This is a genomic window from Vibrio sp. B1FLJ16 (assembly GCF_905175385.1).
GTDB lineage: Bacteria > Pseudomonadota > Gammaproteobacteria > Enterobacterales > Vibrionaceae > Vibrio.
The window spans coordinates 761,895-780,898 of record NZ_HG992750.1 but is presented as its reverse complement, the minus strand read 5'-3'; the positions used below and the strand labels follow the sequence as shown (position 1 = coordinate 780,898).

Annotated in this window: 18 protein-coding genes; 5 read left to right on the top strand and 13 right to left on the bottom strand. The window is 45.2% G+C overall.

Going from position 1 to position 19,004, the window contains the following annotated elements; translation table 11 throughout:
- The first annotated feature begins 121 nt into the window (after positions 1-121).
- Positions 122-556 (top strand): MarR family transcriptional regulator, encoded by a 435-nt coding sequence (locus KHN79_RS17555; RefSeq protein WP_182009984.1) that lies wholly within the window; start codon positions 122-124, stop codon positions 554-556.
- Between the two features lie 73 nt (positions 557-629).
- Here the strand turns inward: KHN79_RS17555 and KHN79_RS17550 are convergent, their stop codons facing one another.
- Complete coding sequence (locus KHN79_RS17550; protein WP_182009985.1) at positions 630-1,190, bottom strand: DUF1439 domain-containing protein; 561 nt, start codon at positions 1,188-1,190, stop codon at positions 630-632.
- 351 nt (positions 1,191-1,541) lie between these two features.
- Here KHN79_RS17550 and KHN79_RS17545 point away from each other — a divergent pair, with 351 nt between their 5' ends.
- Complete coding sequence (locus tag KHN79_RS17545) at positions 1,542-4,046, top strand: penicillin acylase family protein (RefSeq protein ID WP_182009986.1); 2,505 nt, start codon at positions 1,542-1,544, stop codon at positions 4,044-4,046.
- Between the two features lie 143 nt (positions 4,047-4,189).
- Here KHN79_RS17545 and KHN79_RS17540 read toward each other — a convergent pair whose 3' ends face one another.
- From KHN79_RS17540 to KHN79_RS17515, 6 genes are all read right to left on the bottom strand, one after another.
- Positions 4,190-5,614, bottom strand: coding sequence for an MATE family efflux transporter (locus KHN79_RS17540; RefSeq protein WP_182009987.1), 1,425 nt, complete (start codon positions 5,612-5,614; stop codon positions 4,190-4,192).
- Positions 5,615-5,792: 178 nt separating this feature from the next.
- A complete protein-coding gene (gene fabG, locus KHN79_RS17535) occupies positions 5,793-6,527 on the bottom strand; it encodes a 3-oxoacyl-ACP reductase FabG (protein ID WP_182009988.1) in 735 nt (244 codons plus the stop codon).
- A gap of 34 nt (positions 6,528-6,561) precedes the next feature.
- Positions 6,562-8,127: a CoA-transferase gene (locus tag KHN79_RS17530; RefSeq protein WP_182009989.1), complete on the bottom strand. Its 1,566-nt coding sequence runs from the start codon at positions 8,125-8,127 to the stop codon at positions 6,562-6,564.
- A gap of 95 nt (positions 8,128-8,222) precedes the next feature.
- Positions 8,223-9,161 carry a LysR family transcriptional regulator gene (locus KHN79_RS17525; RefSeq protein WP_182009990.1) on the bottom strand — a complete coding sequence of 313 codons (939 nt, stop codon included), beginning with the start codon at positions 9,159-9,161 and terminating at the stop codon, positions 8,223-8,225.
- Positions 9,161-9,790, bottom strand: a complete 630-nt coding sequence (locus KHN79_RS17520) for a response regulator transcription factor (protein WP_182009991.1) — start codon at positions 9,788-9,790, stop codon at positions 9,161-9,163. The genes KHN79_RS17525 and KHN79_RS17520 overlap by 1 nt, the downstream gene beginning before the upstream one ends.
- The gene (locus KHN79_RS17515; RefSeq protein WP_182009992.1) at positions 9,787-11,172 is read right to left on the bottom strand and encodes a cache domain-containing protein; all 1,386 of its coding nucleotides are present in this window, start codon (positions 11,170-11,172) and stop codon (positions 9,787-9,789) included. Before KHN79_RS17515 ends, KHN79_RS17520 begins: the two co-directional genes overlap by 4 nt.
- A 210-nt stretch (positions 11,173-11,382) precedes the next feature.
- On the opposite strand from KHN79_RS17515, the gene KHN79_RS17510 reads away from it, so the two are divergent.
- Genes KHN79_RS17510 through KHN79_RS17500 form a run of 3 tightly spaced genes read left to right on the top strand, consistent with a single transcriptional unit; the run spans position 11,383 to position 14,421 of the window.
- Positions 11,383-12,456: a TRAP transporter substrate-binding protein gene (locus KHN79_RS17510; protein ID WP_182009993.1), complete on the top strand. Its 1,074-nt coding sequence runs from the start codon at positions 11,383-11,385 to the stop codon at positions 12,454-12,456.
- 50 nt (positions 12,457-12,506) lie between these two features.
- Positions 12,507-13,049 carry a TRAP transporter small permease subunit gene (locus KHN79_RS17505; protein ID WP_182009994.1) on the top strand — a complete coding sequence of 181 codons (543 nt, stop codon included), beginning with the start codon at positions 12,507-12,509 and terminating at the stop codon, positions 13,047-13,049.
- The gene (locus KHN79_RS17500) at positions 13,036-14,421 is read left to right on the top strand and encodes a TRAP transporter large permease subunit (protein WP_182009995.1); all 1,386 of its coding nucleotides are present in this window, start codon (positions 13,036-13,038) and stop codon (positions 14,419-14,421) included. Before KHN79_RS17505 ends, KHN79_RS17500 begins: the two co-directional genes overlap by 14 nt.
- Before the next feature lie 109 nt (positions 14,422-14,530).
- Here KHN79_RS17500 and KHN79_RS17495 read toward each other — a convergent pair whose 3' ends face one another.
- The 6 genes from KHN79_RS17495 to katG all read right to left on the bottom strand — a co-directional run bounded on the left by KHN79_RS17495 (position 14,531) and on the right by katG (position 18,931).
- The gene (locus tag KHN79_RS17495) at positions 14,531-14,782 is read right to left on the bottom strand and encodes a DUF2999 family protein (RefSeq protein ID WP_182009996.1); all 252 of its coding nucleotides are present in this window, start codon (positions 14,780-14,782) and stop codon (positions 14,531-14,533) included.
- A 150-nt stretch (positions 14,783-14,932) separates the two neighbouring features.
- The gene (locus KHN79_RS17490; protein WP_182009997.1) at positions 14,933-15,307 is read right to left on the bottom strand and encodes a MazG nucleotide pyrophosphohydrolase domain-containing protein; all 375 of its coding nucleotides are present in this window, start codon (positions 15,305-15,307) and stop codon (positions 14,933-14,935) included.
- Between the two features lie 38 nt (positions 15,308-15,345).
- Positions 15,346-15,621 carry a nitrogenase-stabilizing/protective protein NifW gene (locus KHN79_RS17485; RefSeq protein WP_182009998.1) on the bottom strand — a complete coding sequence of 92 codons (276 nt, stop codon included), beginning with the start codon at positions 15,619-15,621 and terminating at the stop codon, positions 15,346-15,348.
- Between the two features lie 40 nt (positions 15,622-15,661).
- On the bottom strand, positions 15,662-16,132 hold the full coding sequence (locus tag KHN79_RS17480; RefSeq protein ID WP_182009999.1) for an RES family NAD+ phosphorylase: 471 nt from the start codon (positions 16,130-16,132) through the stop codon (positions 15,662-15,664).
- On the bottom strand, positions 16,132-16,584 hold the full coding sequence (locus KHN79_RS17475) for an antitoxin Xre/MbcA/ParS toxin-binding domain-containing protein (RefSeq protein ID WP_182010000.1): 453 nt from the start codon (positions 16,582-16,584) through the stop codon (positions 16,132-16,134). The genes KHN79_RS17480 and KHN79_RS17475 overlap by 1 nt, the downstream gene beginning before the upstream one ends.
- Positions 16,585-16,759: 175 nt before the next feature.
- Positions 16,760-18,931 (bottom strand): catalase/peroxidase HPI, encoded by a 2,172-nt coding sequence (katG, locus tag KHN79_RS17470; protein WP_182010001.1) that lies wholly within the window; start codon positions 18,929-18,931, stop codon positions 16,760-16,762.
- Between the last annotated feature and the right edge of the window lie 73 nt (positions 18,932-19,004).

Below are 19,004 nucleotides of genomic sequence, written 5' to 3'. Positions count from 1 at the left end.
ATACGTTAACTTGGGATAAATAAGAAAGCAACCACTTTGCTCAAAAATAATTTGCGCACAAAGCATTTTAAATTACGGAAAATTTGTTAACATTGACTTATGCTCAAAATTGGATTCCGTCATGGCCGAGAAATTATCAGATAACGTCTGTTTTGCTTTATACACCGCGACCAACTCGTTGGTACGCGCGTTCCGTCCATTGCTTGACGAATACGATCTCACCTACCCTCAGTACATAGTGATGCATTCATTGTGGTGTAAAAACGACGTTAGCCTGAAAGAGCTTTCCCAAGATACTCATTTAGATTCAGGTACCCTGACACCCATCGTTAAGCGCTTAGAATCAAAAGGCTTATTGACTCGAAAAGTTTCTGATTTGGATGAGCGTAAAAAAGTCATCTCACTGACAGCTAAGGGGAGCCAGTTAAAAGATGATGCACGAGAGTTAACCGCGAAACTTGAGTCGCATTCGAGCATGTCTGCAGAGAGTATTGAAGCGTTAAGAGTGCTGTGCCTTGAACTGGACACCAATTTACGTCGAAGTGATGAAAAGTAGCGTTCCTATTTCCGCCGAGACTATGACACTGACAATGCTATAGAGGATTCATCGGCGGATTTCGAGTGAGCTTCTAATCGAATAACTCAATCACTAATCTGTTGTTTTTAATCACCAGATTCGGACTCGCCGATTTCAGTAGGATTGACTGAACCTTATCACTTTCTAGTTTGTAAACTGGCTGATTTGACAATGCGTAACCGATCATCGAAACCGCAGGCTTAATCAGATTGGTGATCTCCGGTGTCAGTAGATTACTTTTATCTTCAAATTTCTCCAGCCGTAGTGATTGCAAAAATACTTCACCGGTTTGTTGGTCGTATTTTGGAACCGCACTAAATTCAAGATCGAGATCCAACCCTACCGTACGTTGCGTTAAAAACTGCACGTCCGCCTTTGTGTTAGCAAATACCGAAATACGATCATCATCGACACGCCCAATTTTCACTTCGAGATCGTCAACGGAGACTTGCGCATACATAACGTTTTCAACCCCTACGGATTGATTAATCGTTGCTTTTTCCTCAAGGTATTGATTCATATCTCGCTCGGTAATACTGTAGCTTGCACAGCCATTAACCAGTAATACAGCAGCAGATATGGTTAAGATTCTCGCTTTAATTTTCGTCTTCAACTGTAAGTTCTCATCTATTCAGTGCAATCACATAGATTCTATACCCGCGCTTAAGATAGCAGTAGTCTAAAGCCACCAAAGCTAATGGATTTCACCAAATGCTGACGCTAGACATCGTCCGGATGTCCAGTTATAGCTTGCCACCAGTCTTATATTTACACCACTTTTGCGCTTGTCATAGCTGCTGCAATACCGCTGACAGTTTTGAACTCAGGAATATCTCCATCACCAAGGAGATAAAACCTCAGAAAATCATGCGCAACATCATGAATACCTAAAAAGTTGATTGACAGCTTTTGATGAACCCCTGATGTTATAAAATTGTTACAACAAAATGCACATGGAGCGTAAATGAGTCACAAGCATAGAGTTTCAAAATTGAGTAAAGTCGCGCTGAGTATTACCAGCCTCCTGATATTATCAGCCTGCAATAGTGAAAGTTCGTCTATAAACCTCTATCAGGCAACCATTACTTATACCGAACATAACGTTCCTCACATAAAGGCAGAAAGCTATTCAGGCTTGGGCTTTGGTATTGGTTACGCGCAAGCAGAAGAAAATCTGTGTACTCTTTCCGAACAGTTAATGAAACTAAAATCGCAGAAATCCCGTTATTTTGGTTTAGGCGAGAATTATTCAAACTTTCTATCCGATGTCGGTTACTTAGCTCTGGGATATCCAGAACAGGCTACTTCACTTTATGCGGAATTACCTAATTCTGAAAAGGCGCTACTAGAAGGTTATGCTAAAGGTTTTAACCAATTATTAAGTGAACGTGCGAGTGCAAGCGACTACCCTTCTCCATGTCGAGACGCTGAATGGGTCACACCAATAACTCCTCATGATTTGCTTGCCTATCAACTTGATATTGCAGCTCTGGCAAGCTCCCGAAACTTTATAGCAGCTATCGCTGCGGCAGCGCCGCCTGTAACCGCACAGTCTAGCAAGCAAATAAACACGAACTTTAATCTGCAACTGGACGCGAAGAAAGTATTTACCTCAGAAGGGATCGGAAGTAACGGTTGGGCACTCGGTGAGGATAAAGTAGAAGATGCTAAATCTGCCCTGTTAGGAAATCCTCATTTTCCTTGGGATGGTGAATTACGCTTCTATGAGCAGCACCTAACTATTCCGGGAGAACTGGACGTGACTGGCGTTGGTATGATTGGTCTACCTGCTGTTGTTATCGGGTTTAACCAACATTTGGGCTGGACACATACCGTATCTCAATCTAAACGATTTACGCTATACCAATTAGAACTTGATCCACAAAACCCTCTTCGCTACAGCTACGATGGCGAGTACAGAGATGTCACGACTAAAACAGTAACAGTGGCAGTAAAACAGGCTGATGGCTCTTTAGTAGAAGTTCCGCATACGGTCTATTACAGCCACTTTGGACCAATAGTGAACCTAGCATCAATCTCACCAACACTAGGATGGACGAGCTCTAGTGCCATTACTTTCCGTGATGCAAACTCAGGCAACACACGCATGTTGTCACAATGGTTAGCGATGGGCAAAGCGAAAACAAAAGAAGAGTTCTTTGAGGCGTTTGCTGACAACCAGGGGATCCCTTGGGTAAATACATTAATGATAACGGACGAAGGCACCACGTCTTATATAGACGGAACTCAAGTTCCTCAACTCAGTGCGACGGCTGAAGGCTATTGGGCGCAAGCGTCGCAAAGTCCCCAGTTAGCACCGATTTGGCAGGATGGCTCAGGCAATGTCCTTTTGCCAGGAAACAGTTCCGTTTATGAATGGGTCGACAGTGGCGATGCCGGAGCTCCGGGATTAGTTCCCTTTAGTAAGGCACCGCAACAAACCAGAACAGATTACGAATACAATGCCAACAGCAGTTATTGGTTAAGTAACCTAGATGAGCCACTGGAAGGGTTTAGCCTGATGTATGGTCCAGACCAAACTATTCGCAGCCCCCGCACACGCTATAACGCTCAACTTATTAGTGATAATTCAGGCTCCGGATTGGCAGGTGCGGATAGTCGCTTCTCTTTTGATGAGCTTAAATCCGTCTCTACACATAATAGCTCTCTATTCGCCGGCGATTTCCGAGATCTACTGGTTTCAAGATGTACACTTTACCCAACAGTTCAGTTAGACGGAGAATCATATGATCTCACTCCTGCTTGTAACGCTCTGAGTGCTTGGGATGGTACTTATAATTTACAGAGTACTGGTGCCCAAGTAATGAGAGAGTTTTTGGCAAGTTTCAGAGTGTCAGGTCACCGGGCGCTCAACGACGAACTGTTTGAAGTGCCTTTTGACCCAGAAAATCCATCTACAACCCCTTCTGGTTTAAAAGCAATTGACGTAAGTGATGTAGATAATGATCCCGTTCTTGTCGCGTTAGCTACCGCCGCCAAACGCCTGTCCGATGCAGGAATTGCATTAGATTCAACGTTAGGTTCTATCCAGTATGTAATTAAAGCACAAGGAAAAGCTGCAATTCCTATTACAGGAGGAAACAGCTATGAAGGTGTGTTCAATATGGCGGAAAGCAGTGCACCTTCCCGCTCGACTTCCGAATTCGCCACCGTGGTCGTTGGAACAAAACGTAGTGATTCTCCTTTGACGGATCTGGATGAAGATGGAAATGGTTCGACGGCACGCTATCGCATCAACTACGGTTCAAGTTTTGTCTTTGCACTTGAGTACAATGAAAGCGGTCCAAACGCTCAAATGTTTTTGAGCTATAGCCAATCACACGATCCTGAGTCTGAATTCTTTGATGACCAAACTCAACTATATAGTGATTTAGAGTGGCGGGATGTTCTGTTTGCTCAGGAAGACATTGACGCAAATATCATTCGTACCGTGGAGTTAAACAAGTAAATACACACATAAAGTCTCGTTGTAAATTTTAATTTCGACTACTAGAACTGACTTTAATTGAACGCCTTTGACTCTAATATGTTTTAACTAAAAAGAGTATTAGTATCAAAGGCGTTTTTTTATCACGCTGAACTTTGGTTCCACTATGCCCTGCGCTCTCCTACTTCTATTAGCGCTTCTTCTGAAGTCGTTAGCGTCTCTATGTCTTCTTGCTCAATGATACGTGTTTTCTTCCAGCTGCCACGTGCGTACCACGCGACCGCTACGAGTGCGACCAATACGTTTGTTACAGTAAATGACCACCAGATGCCTTTCTCAGCAAGAACAGTATGTTTAGACAGAATGTACGCCAGAGGGAACTGGAACACCCACTGAGTCAGCAATGACAGAACCATACTGTTCGTCATATTTCCTGATGCACGAAAAGCAGACATGATAGAGAGCTGAACACCGATGAACCCCCACGACAAACACATCACTTTTAGAAACTGAGCCCCCTGCTCTATCACTTGTGGGTTATCCGGTATAAAAAATCGCACTACACTCGGTGCCATTAAATAGGCAAAGACGCCTATCACAGTGAGCATGACAAAGCTCCAAACAGAGCCAACTACAGTAATCTTTGCGGCGCGGTCTACTCGGTTAGCACCAAGGTTTTGTCCGACTAGTGTCGATACCGCCATCGACAGTCCCATCGCCGGTATCGTGATTAACTGGAGAATGTTGGAGCCTACGCCATAAGATGCAATGGTCACCGTCCCAAAGCTCGCAACCAGAAACGACATGGTAATAAGCCCAAGCGCTCTCGCTGACAACTCAACCGAGCCGGGGGCCCCAAGGAAAAAAGCACGCTTAATATAGTCCCAGTCGGGAGACAGGTCTTTCCATTTAAGATGGATACCATGTCGCCCTTTAGAGAGGATATAAAAGCCGGCAAACGCAGCTAACGCCTGAGTAACCAGTGTTGACAGCGCTGCACCTGCGACACCCAAACCATCAAAAGATCCTAATCCGAAAATAAACAATGGATCTAAAATGAAGTTCAGCAACACCGTTGCCAATACGATATAGAGGGGAATCTTTACCTGTCCAATCCCTCGCATGAGGGCTTGAAACATGTTGTAGACAAAGACAAAAATGACACTGATAAACGAGATATGCATGAACTTCAAGGCGTTGTTATAAACGGCTTCTTCAACGCCAAGCAAAGTTAAAAAGTAAGGGGATAACACATAACCCAAGCAACCAAGTACAACCGAAGTAATGAAAACCATCAGCATGGTTTGCCCAGCAACATGGTTAACCTTATCCATTTTTCGTGCGCCCATGTACTGAGCCGTTAGGGTTGCGCCCGCCATAGCAAGTCCGGCACCTAACGCAATCACCAAAAATGTTACGGGCATACTCACAGACACCGCCGCAACTTCATCAGCCCCCAAACGCCCTACCCAAAAGGCATCGGTAAGCTGATAAGCCGACTGTAATAACTGACCAAATACAATAGGAATAGCAAGAGACAGCAACGCTTTATTAATTGGCCCGTCAATCAAATGTTGTGTCTTGCTCATTCTTTTTACCCGTAAGTCATCAAATCTAAGTCATCATAGTCTGACATTTTAACGAGTCATACAAATAAAGAGAGAAAATCAGAATGTTAGTTTATGAAATTCAGGGACGATTTCCCGATATCCAAATAAGTTTGTTTTACACAAAATTCCGGTCAAACTAATCCCATACATCGATTGATTACAACACCAAACCACCATCAATTTTTAACACTTGCCCGGTAATAAAACCTGACTTGTCACTCGCTAAAAACTCTACACCATTGGTGATGTCTTCTGCGGTACCCATTCTGCCCAACGGCGTTTTCTGTTTCATCAGTTCAAGCACTTTCGTTGGTAGGTCTTCTGTCATCGGCGTTTCTATAAAACCCGGCGCAACACAATTAGCACGCACCTGTGCACCTTTGCGCGCGAACTCTTTCGCCCAGCCTTTCGTCATTGCTATCACGCCACCTTTGGTTGCTGCATAGTTGGACTGGCCGATATTGCCATCAGTACCAACCACGGAAGACATCGTGACGATAGAACCGTAATTGTTTGCCATCATAATTGGTGCAACCGCTTGGGTGAGATTGAACACACCTTTGAGGTTAACATCCAGTACGAAGTCCCAATCTTGCTCAGTCATTTTGTCGATTAGCGCATCACGCGTGACACCTGCGTTATTCACTAGAATGTCGATACGTGAATGCGTTTCTCTGATTTGTTCCACCAAGTGATTAATTGCCTTCCTGTCACAGATATTGATGACGACTGGTTCAACATTTTCGATATGACGAAACGCGCTTTGTAAGCTTTCAGCATTAACATCCAAAGCATAGACACACTGTGCCCTATTGCTAGCAAATCGCTCCACAATCGCGCGGCCAATACCTTGTGCGGCGCCTGTTACTAGGCAGACTTTGTTTTCAAACATGTTCTAGTCCTTGTATTTTTGTAATGAAAATCGGTTATAGAGTTAGTTCGAATGCAGGCTGAAAGATAGCCGCAGGCATCGTTTTTAATGATGGGCTGATAACTGGCGTGAATTCCATCTTCTGTAGGATATCTCTTTCCAAATCCATCCCAGGTGCGATTTCAATTAATTCGAGGCCGTTCTGAGTCAATTGGAATACCGCGCGCTCGGTAATGTACATCACGGGTTTGTGATTGCTTAACGCTTGTGAAGCGCTGAAAGTGATCTGCTCTACCTGCTTGATGAACTTTTTCTGTTTGCCTTCTTGGGCAATGTGAAGATTCTGATTGTCGACTTCTATCTCTAAACCTTGTGCGGTAAAGGTGCCACAGAAGAACACTTTTTTGGCATTTTGAGTAATGTTGATAAATCCGCCGCACCCGGCAATTTTGCTACCAAAACGGGATACATTGATATTCCCCGATTCGTCACTCTGCGCCAGACCCAGAAACGCTTGGTCGACGCCACCACCATCATAAAAATCAAACATCTGATCCTGACTGATAATGGCTTGCGGTAAGCGAGACGCGCCAAAATCCAGACCGCTTTGCGGTGTGCCACCAACAGCACCTGGCTCTACGGTTAAGGTAAATTGGTCGAGTACTCCAGCTTGCCTGGCGACCTCAGCAATGTACTCCGGAGCGCCTATACCAAGATTAAGAATTGAATTCGGTTCCAGCTCCATTGCCGCGCGGCGCGCTATGATCGTTTTAGCATCGAGGCGGGTTTCAGATGAATTGGATTGCTTGGCGCTAACTTTGTCCTCAGTGATTTCAATACCTACAAACTCAGGATTCATCAACGTTGCGAAAGTTTGCATATGTTCATTTGGGTCTTCACACACGACAACGGCATCGACGAAGATTCCTGGGATCTTGACAGCATGTGGATCAAGCTGCCCTGCTGGCACGACTCGCTTGACCTGAACAATCACTTTGCCGCCGTTGTTACGCGCCGCTTGTGCCGCTGCAAGACTCTCGACGATAAGACATTCGTCTTCCATGGTGATGTTGCCATTCTCATCGGCAGTAGTACCTCGAAGAATCGAAACGGTGACAGGTAATTTGTGGTAAAAAAGGTGTTCCTCACCAGCTAACTCAATCAATTCGACCCAGTCTTTTTCTGTGATTTGATTGATTTTTCCGCCTTCTAAACGCGGATCAACAAAGGTACCCAAACCCACTTTACTGATCGTGCCTAACTTGCCTGCCGCTGTATCTCTAAGCAAGTGCGAGATGATGCCTTGCGGTAAGTTGTATCCCTGGATGAGGTTATCGACGGCTAGTTGCTGTAATTTGGGAACCAATCCCCAGTGTCCACCAATAGCCGCTTTCACCAGACCTTGTTCTGCTAAGTGGTTGATTGCGCGCCCTTGGCCATCGCCTTGTCCTGCTGCAAAAAGCAAGGTCAAATCTCTAGGGGACTGGGTTTCTCTAAAGCGTTCCCCTATCGCCCTTTCAATTGCCTCTGGTACAACACTACCAATAAAACCGCCAAGTAATACTGCATCACCGTCTTTGATCCAGTTCGCTGCTTGTTCTGCCGTCAATTTGGTAACCACATTAACCTTCCTTAGTCATTGTACTTTGCTGACTCTTATCTTAGTGCTGCGTTATCAAAATGTTAATTTCAATAATAGAGATTCAGAATTTCGTATTAGGAATAATCACCGATTTCAGCTACGCGCTTATAGAGGTAGTCTTTAAAACCGTTGCAACGCTCTGGCATTGGTGTGCGTGGGCGGTAAAACATATTGATGTCAAAACTGGCACATTCGTGATCTTGTAATATATGAACCAACTCACCGCGCTCAATCGCATCTGACACAAGTGAATGCGGAAGATAAGCAATCCCTGCGTGTTCAAGAGCAAGATCCAAAAGCATCTCGCTGTTATCACACTCTAACGTGTCACAGATGGTGACCATTTCAATGTTGTCCTGATACTCGAAACACCAACGATTGCCACCAACTAAAGTCCTGGCATATAAACAGCGGTGCTGACTCAGTTGTTGCGGACTTTGCGGTGTACCGTTTTGCTCTAAATAGTGCTTGGATCCACACAGATATAACGGCTCGCTCAGCAGACGCCGCCTCACCAGTAATGAGTCTTGCTCGGGCTCTCCCTGATAACTCGCGCTGGCGCGAAAGGCAAAATCGACGTTAAGCGGGTCAAAACCCCCTGCTTCAATAAATATTCTGAAATTCACCTGAGGGTGCAGCGTCATGTACTCGGCAACGATCTTCGTTAAATATTGGCGAGCGAATAATGGTGTTGAGGAGAGTTTTATTTCCCCTTGCTGCTCCTCCGCAAGGTTCTGTACCTCTTCACATAAGCTTGCGATATCGGGCAACAAAGGCGCGAATTTGTCATAAAGAAGCTGCCCGGCCTGAGTTGTGACTAACTGACGAGTACTGCGTTTTAGCAGTTCAACGGAAAGCGCTTCTTCGAGCTCTTTCACCCAACGACTCCCAGCCGCTGGTGAGATCCCTTGCTGTATTGCTGCTTCTCTAAACGATCCCAAGCGAACGACCGCACAAAAGAACACGACTTTGTCTAAAATAGGCTGGCGGCTAGAAAGTAAGTTTGCGACCATCAGCTTACCAGCCCTTTTTGTAACGCAAGCTTAACCAACGCAGCGGTAGAGGTAGCGCCGAGCTTCTTTTTGATCCGCAAACGATGCGTTTCTACCGTTCGCACACTGATATGCAGAGAGTCAGCAATCTCCTTGTTACCGGCGCCATTGGTGATTGCTTTTAATACGTCCGACTCACGCTTTGACAAGGTGTTATCGCTTGGTTCTGGTTTTTCATTGATTTGTTCGAGCAGACGATCGGACGCCTGAGAACATAAATATGAACGTCCTTGAGCTACCTGGTTTATTGCCATGACTAACTCTTCAGAACCAACATCTTTAAGAACATAACCCTTAGCTCCCGCCTTCACCGAACGCATTACGTAATCACGGCTGTCATGCATTGAAAGCATAATTACTGCGGTTTTGCTCGAATTCTTGGTTAGCTTCTCTAACACTTCAATCCCGTTGAGTTTGGGCATATTGATATCGAGTAAAAGCACATCCGGCTTTAAGGTTAATGTACTGTTGAGTGCATCTTTTCCATTGCCTACACAATCAAGAATCTCTAAGTTTTCTTCTCTTTCTAAGCGAGACTTGAGTCCGTCCTGCATCAACCTATGATCATCGGCCAATACCAACTTAATCATATAAACTCCATGTTTAAACTCACACGGACTTCCGTGCCTTGTCCTACTTCACTAGTGACATCGAAAATGCCACCAATAGCCTGAATCCGTTCTTTCATGTTTTGCAACCCCATATGCTCAAAGGTAGAGCGCTTGTTCTTATACGCTTTGAGATGGTTTGCAGGAATCCCAACACCATCATCACTGACTGTCAGGATTAACATGCGCCCTTCACGCTGCATGATTACGTCGACGCCTTGAGCATTAGCATGTTTCTCGACGTTATGCAGTGCCTCTTGCACCACTCGGTAAAGTGTCGTTTCCACTTGCGCGGCAAACTCTTCTCCTTCGATGTCGTGCTCAAAAACCAGTTCTAATTGGGTACGCTCACGTAGCTCATTAATATAGGTTTCGATTCCTGCAACCAAACCCAAGTCATCCAACTGGGGTGGCCGCAAGTCTTTGGAGATACGCCGAACCTCAACAATTGCCTGCTCCATGGCATTTTTACTCGCATCCAGTTCTAGCTCTTTCTTTTCTTCATCACGCTCTTTCGTGATGTTGTCTAAGCGGTATTTTGCCGCCACCAGCAGCTGGTTTACTCCGTCATGTAATTCCCTTGATACCCTGTGTCGTTCATTTTCCTGAGAATCAATGATCTGCTGATTTAATATACTGAGTTGTTCGTTGGCTAAGCGGCGCATATTGAGGTTAAGTGAAGCTCCTAATGTTGCAATGACTGTTATCGCAACAAACATCAGTACAAACAGTGCACTACTAGTTTTCCCGACGTTCTGATCAAAACCATTCTCCATTTGAGCCACTTGTTTGTCGATATCATCCAGGTAGACACCAGTCCCAACCATCCATTGCCACTTATCGAGAGAAATCGCATAGCTGAGCTTGGGTAGCGGTTCTTTTGTTGAAGGTTTATGCCACAGATAGTTAACGAACCCACCACCAGAGCGCCCTGCCTGAATCAACTCCTGAAGCAGTTTTTTTCCTGTAAGATCTTCTACTTCCCACCAGTTTCTTCCCACTCGCTCGGGTTGGTAAGGCAGCACCAAAGCATCCCCCTGCCAGTTGTACACGAAGAAGTATCCATCCTCTCCATACGTGAGTTGGCTCAACTTTTCGGCAACAATTAGCTTGCCCTCTTCGGCTGACAAGGTGTCATCTTCATAGTATGGCTTAATAATTTTTACTGCCATATCTACGTACTGCTTGAGCTCTTGCTTTTTCACCGACAACACATTCTGTCGCGTCAAAGCCACTTGGTCGTCAACTAACTGTTTTGCCTGACTAAATAGGATACTGGCGACAGTAACGACGACCACAATCAAAGGAACAATTGAGAGCAAAATGATATTTATTGTAAGCCTGCTGTTACTAACCAATCCCATTATTTAAGTCCGTTCTTGTACGTAGTTTTACTGATTCAGTTCGCCAGATTTTGCGTTTAGTACTGACACAATTTGCGCAATTTTGCTAATGGAGAGCATCTCATCTCCTTCCTAAACTAAAGCTCAATGTAACATTGCATTAACAATATTTAATACGCATTGTTCACATTTGACAATATTAATAAGGAATACCCCAATAAGGAGATCTCCATGAATCTTAAGAAAGTTGCCATTGCTACTGCGTTAACGCTTTCCGCTGCTGGTCTTTCTGTTACTGCACAGGCCGCTGATAAAAAAGTACTGCTTAAAACCCCTATTGCCTTTGGTAGCCACCTTCCAGCTCTGGGCACGCCTATCCAATGGTTTGCTGATCGAATTTCGCAAACCTCTGGTGGCACGATCAAAATGAAAATCTATGAGCCAGGTAAGTTGGTCAATCCACCAGAAATTCTTGATGCGGTATCCACCGGTAAAGTGAACTCTGGTTATGCGATCTCTGGCTACTGGCAAGGTAAACTTCCTGCATCGGCGATTTTTTCTTCAATTCCTTTTGGCCCGGAAGCACCTGAGTTTATGGCATGGTTGTTTTTTGGTAACGGCATGAAACTCTATCAAGAGATGTATGACAACGGAGGCTACAACGTAAAAGTTATACCTTGTGCGGTGAACTCTCCTGAGACATCAGGCTGGTTCCGTAAACCGATTGACAAACCAGAGGATCTAAAAGGTCTAAACATGCGCTTCTATGGCTTAGGTGCATCGGTCATGGAAAAACTAGGGGTAGGTACTGTTCAGCTGCCAGGTGGTGAAATTTTCGGCGCGCTGGAAAAAGGAGCAATTGATGCTTCTGAGTTTTCGCAGCCTGCTGTTGATGATCGCTTAGGCTTCCATAAAGTAGCGAAATACAACTACTTCCCTGGCTGGCATCAACAATCCACTGTCTTTGAACTATTAATCAATAAAGATACCTGGAATGGCATGAGTACAGCTCAACAATCGTCGATTGAAACAACCTGTATGGCCGCAATGACATACTCAATTGCGGAAGGCGAAGCAATACAGTATGCCGCAATGGAAAAAGCAAAACAGAACGGCGTAGAGATTCGCTACTGGAATAAAGAAATGCTGGATCTGTTTAAGAGTACCTGGATGGAAGTGGTCGAAGAGATGAAAGCTGAAGACCCATTCTTTGACAAAGTATGGAGTGACCTAAGTAACTTCCGTAAAGGATACGCGTTATGGTCCGAGAATGGCTTCCTGCCTCGCGAGACACATAAACAATAATTCGAAGTAAGCAAGGGCCGGCGTCTCTCGTCGGCCTTTAGGAGTAGTCAATGAGCAAAGTGCTATATTCTTCCCCTACCGTTCCGCTCTATTTTCAAATCGAGAGACTGGTTATTTCGGCGAGTAAAGCGTTAGCCTGGGCAAACCTCGCCTTAGTGGTGGTAATCATCACTCAGGTTGTGCTGCGTAAAGTATTTTCCAATGGCCAGATTGCTCTTGAAGAGTTGCAATGGCACCTCTATGCCACCGCAGTTATGTTCGGAACCGCCTATGCGCAAGTGACCAATTTGCACGTACGTGTCGACCTGTTCTATCACAAGTTTTCTGCGCGCAAAAAAGCCTTGGTCGATATTCTCGGTATCCTATTTCTGGCGATGCCATTCGTTGTCGTGGTTATTCTTCATTCCTACGACTTTGCCTACGAAGCGTGGCGAGTCAATGAAAGCTCAGCGTCACCATCTGGCCTGCCTTATCGCTGGATGATTAAAAGTGTTATTCCATTGAGCTTTAGCCTGCTGCTGCTTTCAATGCTGGCGAAATTATTACGTGACCTAGAAACCTTAACGAAAGGAGACGATCATGGAAGCGAATGAATGGATGGTCATTGCCATGTTTGGCTCCTTTATCCTGCTGTTATTTACCGGTATTCCAGTCGCCTATGTGCTCGGCGGGATTGGTATCGTCTTTGCTGCAGTTGGCTATTTCGCCGATATCTATCTGGATACGTTCACAGGGTTAGATTACACGACGCTCGGGCTGGTGGTTAACCGTATTTATAAGGTGATGGATAACTGGATCTTAGTTGCCCTACCGATGTTTATCTTCATGGGCAATATGCTCGATAAATCTGGTATTGCTGAAAAGCTGATGTCTTCAATGCAAGCGCTGTTTGGTAAGGTTCACGGCGGCTTAGCGGTTACCGTCATGGCTATAGGTATCATACTCGCGGCATCCACCGGCATTATCGGTGCGTCCGTTGTACTGCTTACGGTGATGTCTCTTCCAAGTATGATGCGTCAGGGGTACCACCTTCCGTTAGCGCTGGGCACCGTGGCGTCAGCAGGTACATTAGGTATTCTGCTGCCACCATCTATTATGCTGGTTATCATGGCAGACCAACTAGGTTTATCAGTTGGGGATCTGTTCATGGGTGCGATCATGCCAGGTCTTCTTCTGGGTAGCTTATACATTTTGTATATCCTTACCGTTGGTAAGATGACGCCAAATAAAGCGCCACTTCCGGAAAATGTCGAGCCAGTAGACTGGAAACTGATCTTACAAGTATTCAAAGATATTACGCCAACCGTTATCCTGATTTTCTGTGTGTTAGGTTCGATATTCGCTGGAATTGCAACACCAACAGAAGCATCTGGTATTGGTGCATTAGGCGCTACTTTGCTGGCGGCTTATAACAGAAAGCTCAATCTAAAAGTCCTCAAAGAAGTACTGCTTTCTTCTTACGGAACCACAGCTTACATCTTCATGATCTTCTTAGGTGCATCCTGTTTTGCACTGGTTCTGCGAGAGCTTGGTGGCGACGAACTGATTGAGTCATTTCTGAGTGGCTTGCCATTCGGGCAGTACGGCATTATCGCTTTTATTTTGTTGATCGTATTTTTCCTTGGCTTCTTTTTGGACTGGATAGAAATCACGCTAATTGCGCTGCCGCTGTTAGCTCCGGTCGTAGCGAGTTTGGGTATTGAACTTGACGGTCATGGCGTAGTTGATAACCCAAGCCTAGTTTGGTTTGTCATGCTCGTCGCCATGGCGCTACAAACCAGCTTCCTCACTCCACCCGTTGGTTTTGCTCTGTTCTACTTGAAGGGAGTTTGTCCGGAGGGTGTTGCACTGAAGGATATCTACCGCGGCGTGATTCCGTTCATTGCCATTCAGTTGATTGCACTAGTTTGCTTGGTCATATGGCCACAATTAGTCTTGTGGTTCCCTAGCGTAGCGTATGGATAAGCCATCACAATCTTCTCTGATTAGATAGCTTGCAAAACAAAACCGCCAGAACACACTGATGTTCTGGCGGTTTTTATATACCCAAATAACTGTTTGTTTGCAGTTTAGTTTACTGCTGAAGTTTCTCTTTGGCTTCTACCACTTTAGAGAAATCCAAACCCAGCTCTTCAACGGCTTCTTTAATCAATGCAGGGTTTTGCATTACTTGCGCCATCAACGCTTGAAGTTGATCCTGAGGCAAGCCTAACTGGCCTAAAGTTGCCATTGCAGCAAGAGGATTCTGCGTCAACGTCTGGAAAAGCTCTTTAACCTGAGCGTCACTGATATTGTTCTCTTTCAACATTGCAAGAATCGGGTTCATCAAATTACCTTTAAATAATAAGTAAAAACAGACGCGTAGTTTAGCATCTGGATTTGTCTGTTTATATAGCCAAATAACCTCAAATTTGTGGCTCCCAGAGTTCTGGGAGCCACATACATAACACCGCCGCATAAAGTACTAAGCCGGTTTTCAACAACCTTGCAGCGCTGCCTGCTCTGCACTTAACGCAGATTTCTGTTCTGATTTTACCGTTTCCCAGCTACTACCGGACTCAATGGCAGACACTCTCTGTTCGTATTTTTGACATGCTCTGTCCAGAACCTTTTGCGGATCAATCCCCTTTTCTCTTTCGAGCACTTTTAATACGTTAAGATAGTTCCAGAGCACATCACCAAGTTCATCTTCAAGGTAACATAAGCGTTCTTCCGCTATCTCCTCTCGCACTTCTTCGACTTCTTTTCCAATCGCAACCAGATAGGTCTCGACACCCTTGAACCAAGTGTTAGTAAGATCAAACTCTGATTTCCTCGCCGCGATTGAAAGCAGTTCATCAAATTCTTTCACATTCCCTCCTTGGAATAATGGGTTAGTTTCCGCAATTCTTACCTTCTTTGGCAGGAAGTGCAGCCTCGGCACGCAGAACGCGTCGATTTATCCAGTAAACTGCGTTGCACTTTGCAGTACGCATTCTTTAAGGCCCGGCGAGCTGAAAACCAGTCATCAGGCTTAGTTAAGATCAAATAGCCATTAAATCGTTTCACTAATTCATTACGATTGTTTTCGATAAACCGGCTATCGAATTCAATTTCGAAATAATTCAGTGCTTCTTCTATGCAAGTAAAGCTTGCGATTTTGTTTAGAATGGCAGTTTGACTCATTACGCTTCACTTTAATTCGGGACTAATTAATTGCAGCTTCTTACTTGAAGATACGTGGATCGAATGCGAATTCCAGTTTTTCAGCTTTCTTAAGAATCTCTTTCATCTTTGGATGATTAGGATTTACGACGTAATTTTTGTCTCGTGGAGAGATGGTCGATGGTACCTGTAAGGCCGCAAACTCAGGGTGCGGCTCATTCAAAAACTGGTCGCCAATGTATTGGGTCGATTCGCTGGCTGGAATAGCACGCCACGTAATTGGTAGATCTTCTTCATCTAGCGTCGCAATTAAGTATTCTGGCATTTCGATGCGATACAAATCGTATAATTTGGTAATAGCCGGATCATTATTGACGTGAACAAACACCTCCAGCGAGCACAAGGACTCCGATTCAGAAAAATAGAGTGCCTCGGTACCTTTTGAGTTCCATCGCCCGCCAAACAATTTTGCGCCAATAGGACTGAAAGGAGCATCAGAGAACTTCTTTTGTGTCAGACGGTAGAGCTTCACTACGAGAACACCCCGTGCTCTAAACGCCCTATCAAATCTTTTACGATCTCAAAATCCACAGTTGTTGAAACCATGTCTAACGGCCTCTTACCACCTAAGCCATAGACGTTTTCTCTCATCCACTTTAGCGCTCGCTCTTCATCGTCAAACAATTCAGTGGCTAGCTTTAATAACATTGCCAGACGATAGATCGCATCACTTTCCTGCGTATTGAAACGCTCATCATTTTTTAAACGGCGCTTAATCGTGCTTACAGGAATAAGAGTGACATGTTGAAACTCATTCTGAGAGAGCTTAACCCTATCAACGATATTGCGATAAACAACTGGTTCAAAGCCCTTATGGACAGCATCAATACGTCCGGTTTCGGCATCTTCAATGCCCAGCATAAACCAAAAATTTGCCTTATCAGGCTGCTTTGGTTTAAAGCTTTTTAATGCTGCACTTGCCATACCGATCTCCTCTGGTCCATTTGGCCTTATAATTATGGTCCAAATGAGCCAAACGATCAATCAGGCATTCTTTTAATAAATAGACGGAATAAATAAACAGGCGAAAAAAACAGGCGGACATCACGCCCGCCTGCTTTGATTACTTGAAAGTTAATGAAGTCTTACATTCAACCTACTAAAGATCAAAGCGGTCAGCATCCATCACTTTTGCCCATGCTGCGACAAAATCATGAACGAATTTTTCTTCATTATCATCTTGTGCATACACTTCTGCGTAAGAGCGTAAAATGGAGTTAGAACCGAACACTAAGTCAATTCTAGTTGCTGTCCATTTCACTGCGCCTGATTTGCGGTCTATGATTTCGTACTGATTCTCACCTTTTGGTACCCAGCTGTTTGCCATGTCTGTTAAGTTGACAAAGAAGTCATTCGACAAAGTACCAACCCGGTCGGTAAAGACACCGTCTTCGCTGCTGCCATAGTTTGTACCCATAACACGCATACCACCAACAAGCGCCGTCATTTCCGGTGCAGTCAGTCCCATTAACTGGGTACGGTCTAGCATCAGCTCTTCTGGTTTCACCACGTAGTCTTGTTTCAGCCAGTTTCGGTATCCGTCAGCTAATGGCTCCAGGACTTCGAAGGAGTCTACATCTGTCATTTCCTGACTCGCATCACCACGCCCCGGAGAGAACGGAACCGTGACATTGTAACCTGCGGCTCGTGCAGCAAGTTCAACGCCAACGTTACCAGCCAGAACAATGGCATCTGCCACGCTACATCCTGACTCAGCGGCGACTTTTTCAAGTGCAGTCAGTATATTACTCAAACGTTGTGGCTCATTACCTTCCCAGTCTTTTTGCGGAGCAAGACGGATACGAGCACCGTTTGCACCACCACGACGATCCGAGCCGCGGAATGTTCTCGCACTGTCCCAGGCCGTACTCACCAGATCTCCAACGGATAGACCAATTGCTTCAATTTTGGTTTTGACCGCGTCTACGTCATAGCCAGTACTGCCTGCCGGAGTTGGGTCTTGCCAAATCAAATCTTCACTTGGGACGTCTGGACCTACATAACAAGACTTCGGACCCAAATCACGGTGAGTCAGTTTAAACCAAGCACGAGCAAACGCATCTTCAAACGCGGCTTGATCATTCATGAATCGCTCTGAGATTTTGCGATATTCAGGGTCAACTTTAAGTGCCATATCGGCATCTGTCATCATCGGGTTGTAACGGATTGATGGATCTTCAACATCTTCAGGCTTGTCTTCTTCTGCAATATCAACCGGCTCATATTGCGACGCACCTGCTGGGCTCTTCGTTAACTGCCATTCATGTTCTAACAGCATTTTGAAGTAACCGTTGTCCCACTGGGTAGGATGGCTTGTCCACGCACCTTCGATACCACTGGTCACTGTATTACGTCCGACTCCACGAGACTTATGATTGTTCCAACCAAGCCCTTGTTCTTCAAGGTCTGCACCTTCAGGATCTGGACCTAATTCATCGGCATTACCATTACCGTGTGCTTTACCGACAGTGTGTCCACCAGCGGTGAGCGCTACTGTTTCTTCATCGTTCATCGCCATACGCGAAAACGTGACACGCATGTCTTGCGCGGTTTTTAGTGGGTCTGGGTTACCGTCAACCCCTTCTGGGTTAACATAAATTAGACCCATCATTACTGCAGCAAGTGGGTTTTCTAAATCACGTTGACCAGAGTAGCGTGTTCCTTCGCTACCACTTGGTGCGAGCCACTCTTTTTCCGAGCCCCAGTACGTATCTTTTTCTGGGTGCCAAATATCTTCACGGCCAAAACCGAATCCAAAGGTTTTAAAACCCATTGATTCATAGGCCACATTACCAGCAAGCAGAATAAGATCTGCCCAGCTAATTTTGTTGCCATATTTTTTCTTAATCGGCCAAAGGAGTCGTCGTGCTTTATCGAGGTTACCATTATCTGGCCAGGAATTGAGAGGAGCAAAACGTTGGTTACCGGTTGAACCACCACCGCGTCCGTCTGCGATACGGTAGCTACCCGCGGCATGCCAAGCCATTCGAATCATTAAGCCGCCATAGTGTCCCCAGTCTGCTGGCCACCAGTCCTGGCTGTCTGTCATGAGGGCTTTTAAATCTGTTTTTAGCGCATCGAAGTCCAGTGTTTTCAATTCTTCTTTGTAATCGAAATCCTTCCCATACGGGTTGGTTTTGGTGTCATGTTGGTGAAGAATGTCAAGGTTTAACGCATTCGGCCACCAATCCATCACTGACTTGTCTGTAGATGTCAGGCCACCATGCATGACCGGGCATTTACCTCCCGAACCGCCACTTGTATTGCTCATAAAGCACTCCTTCTTAGGGGCACTGAAGCCGCCAATAGAAAATGTTCTCTCGATCAAATGAATACAGAAAATA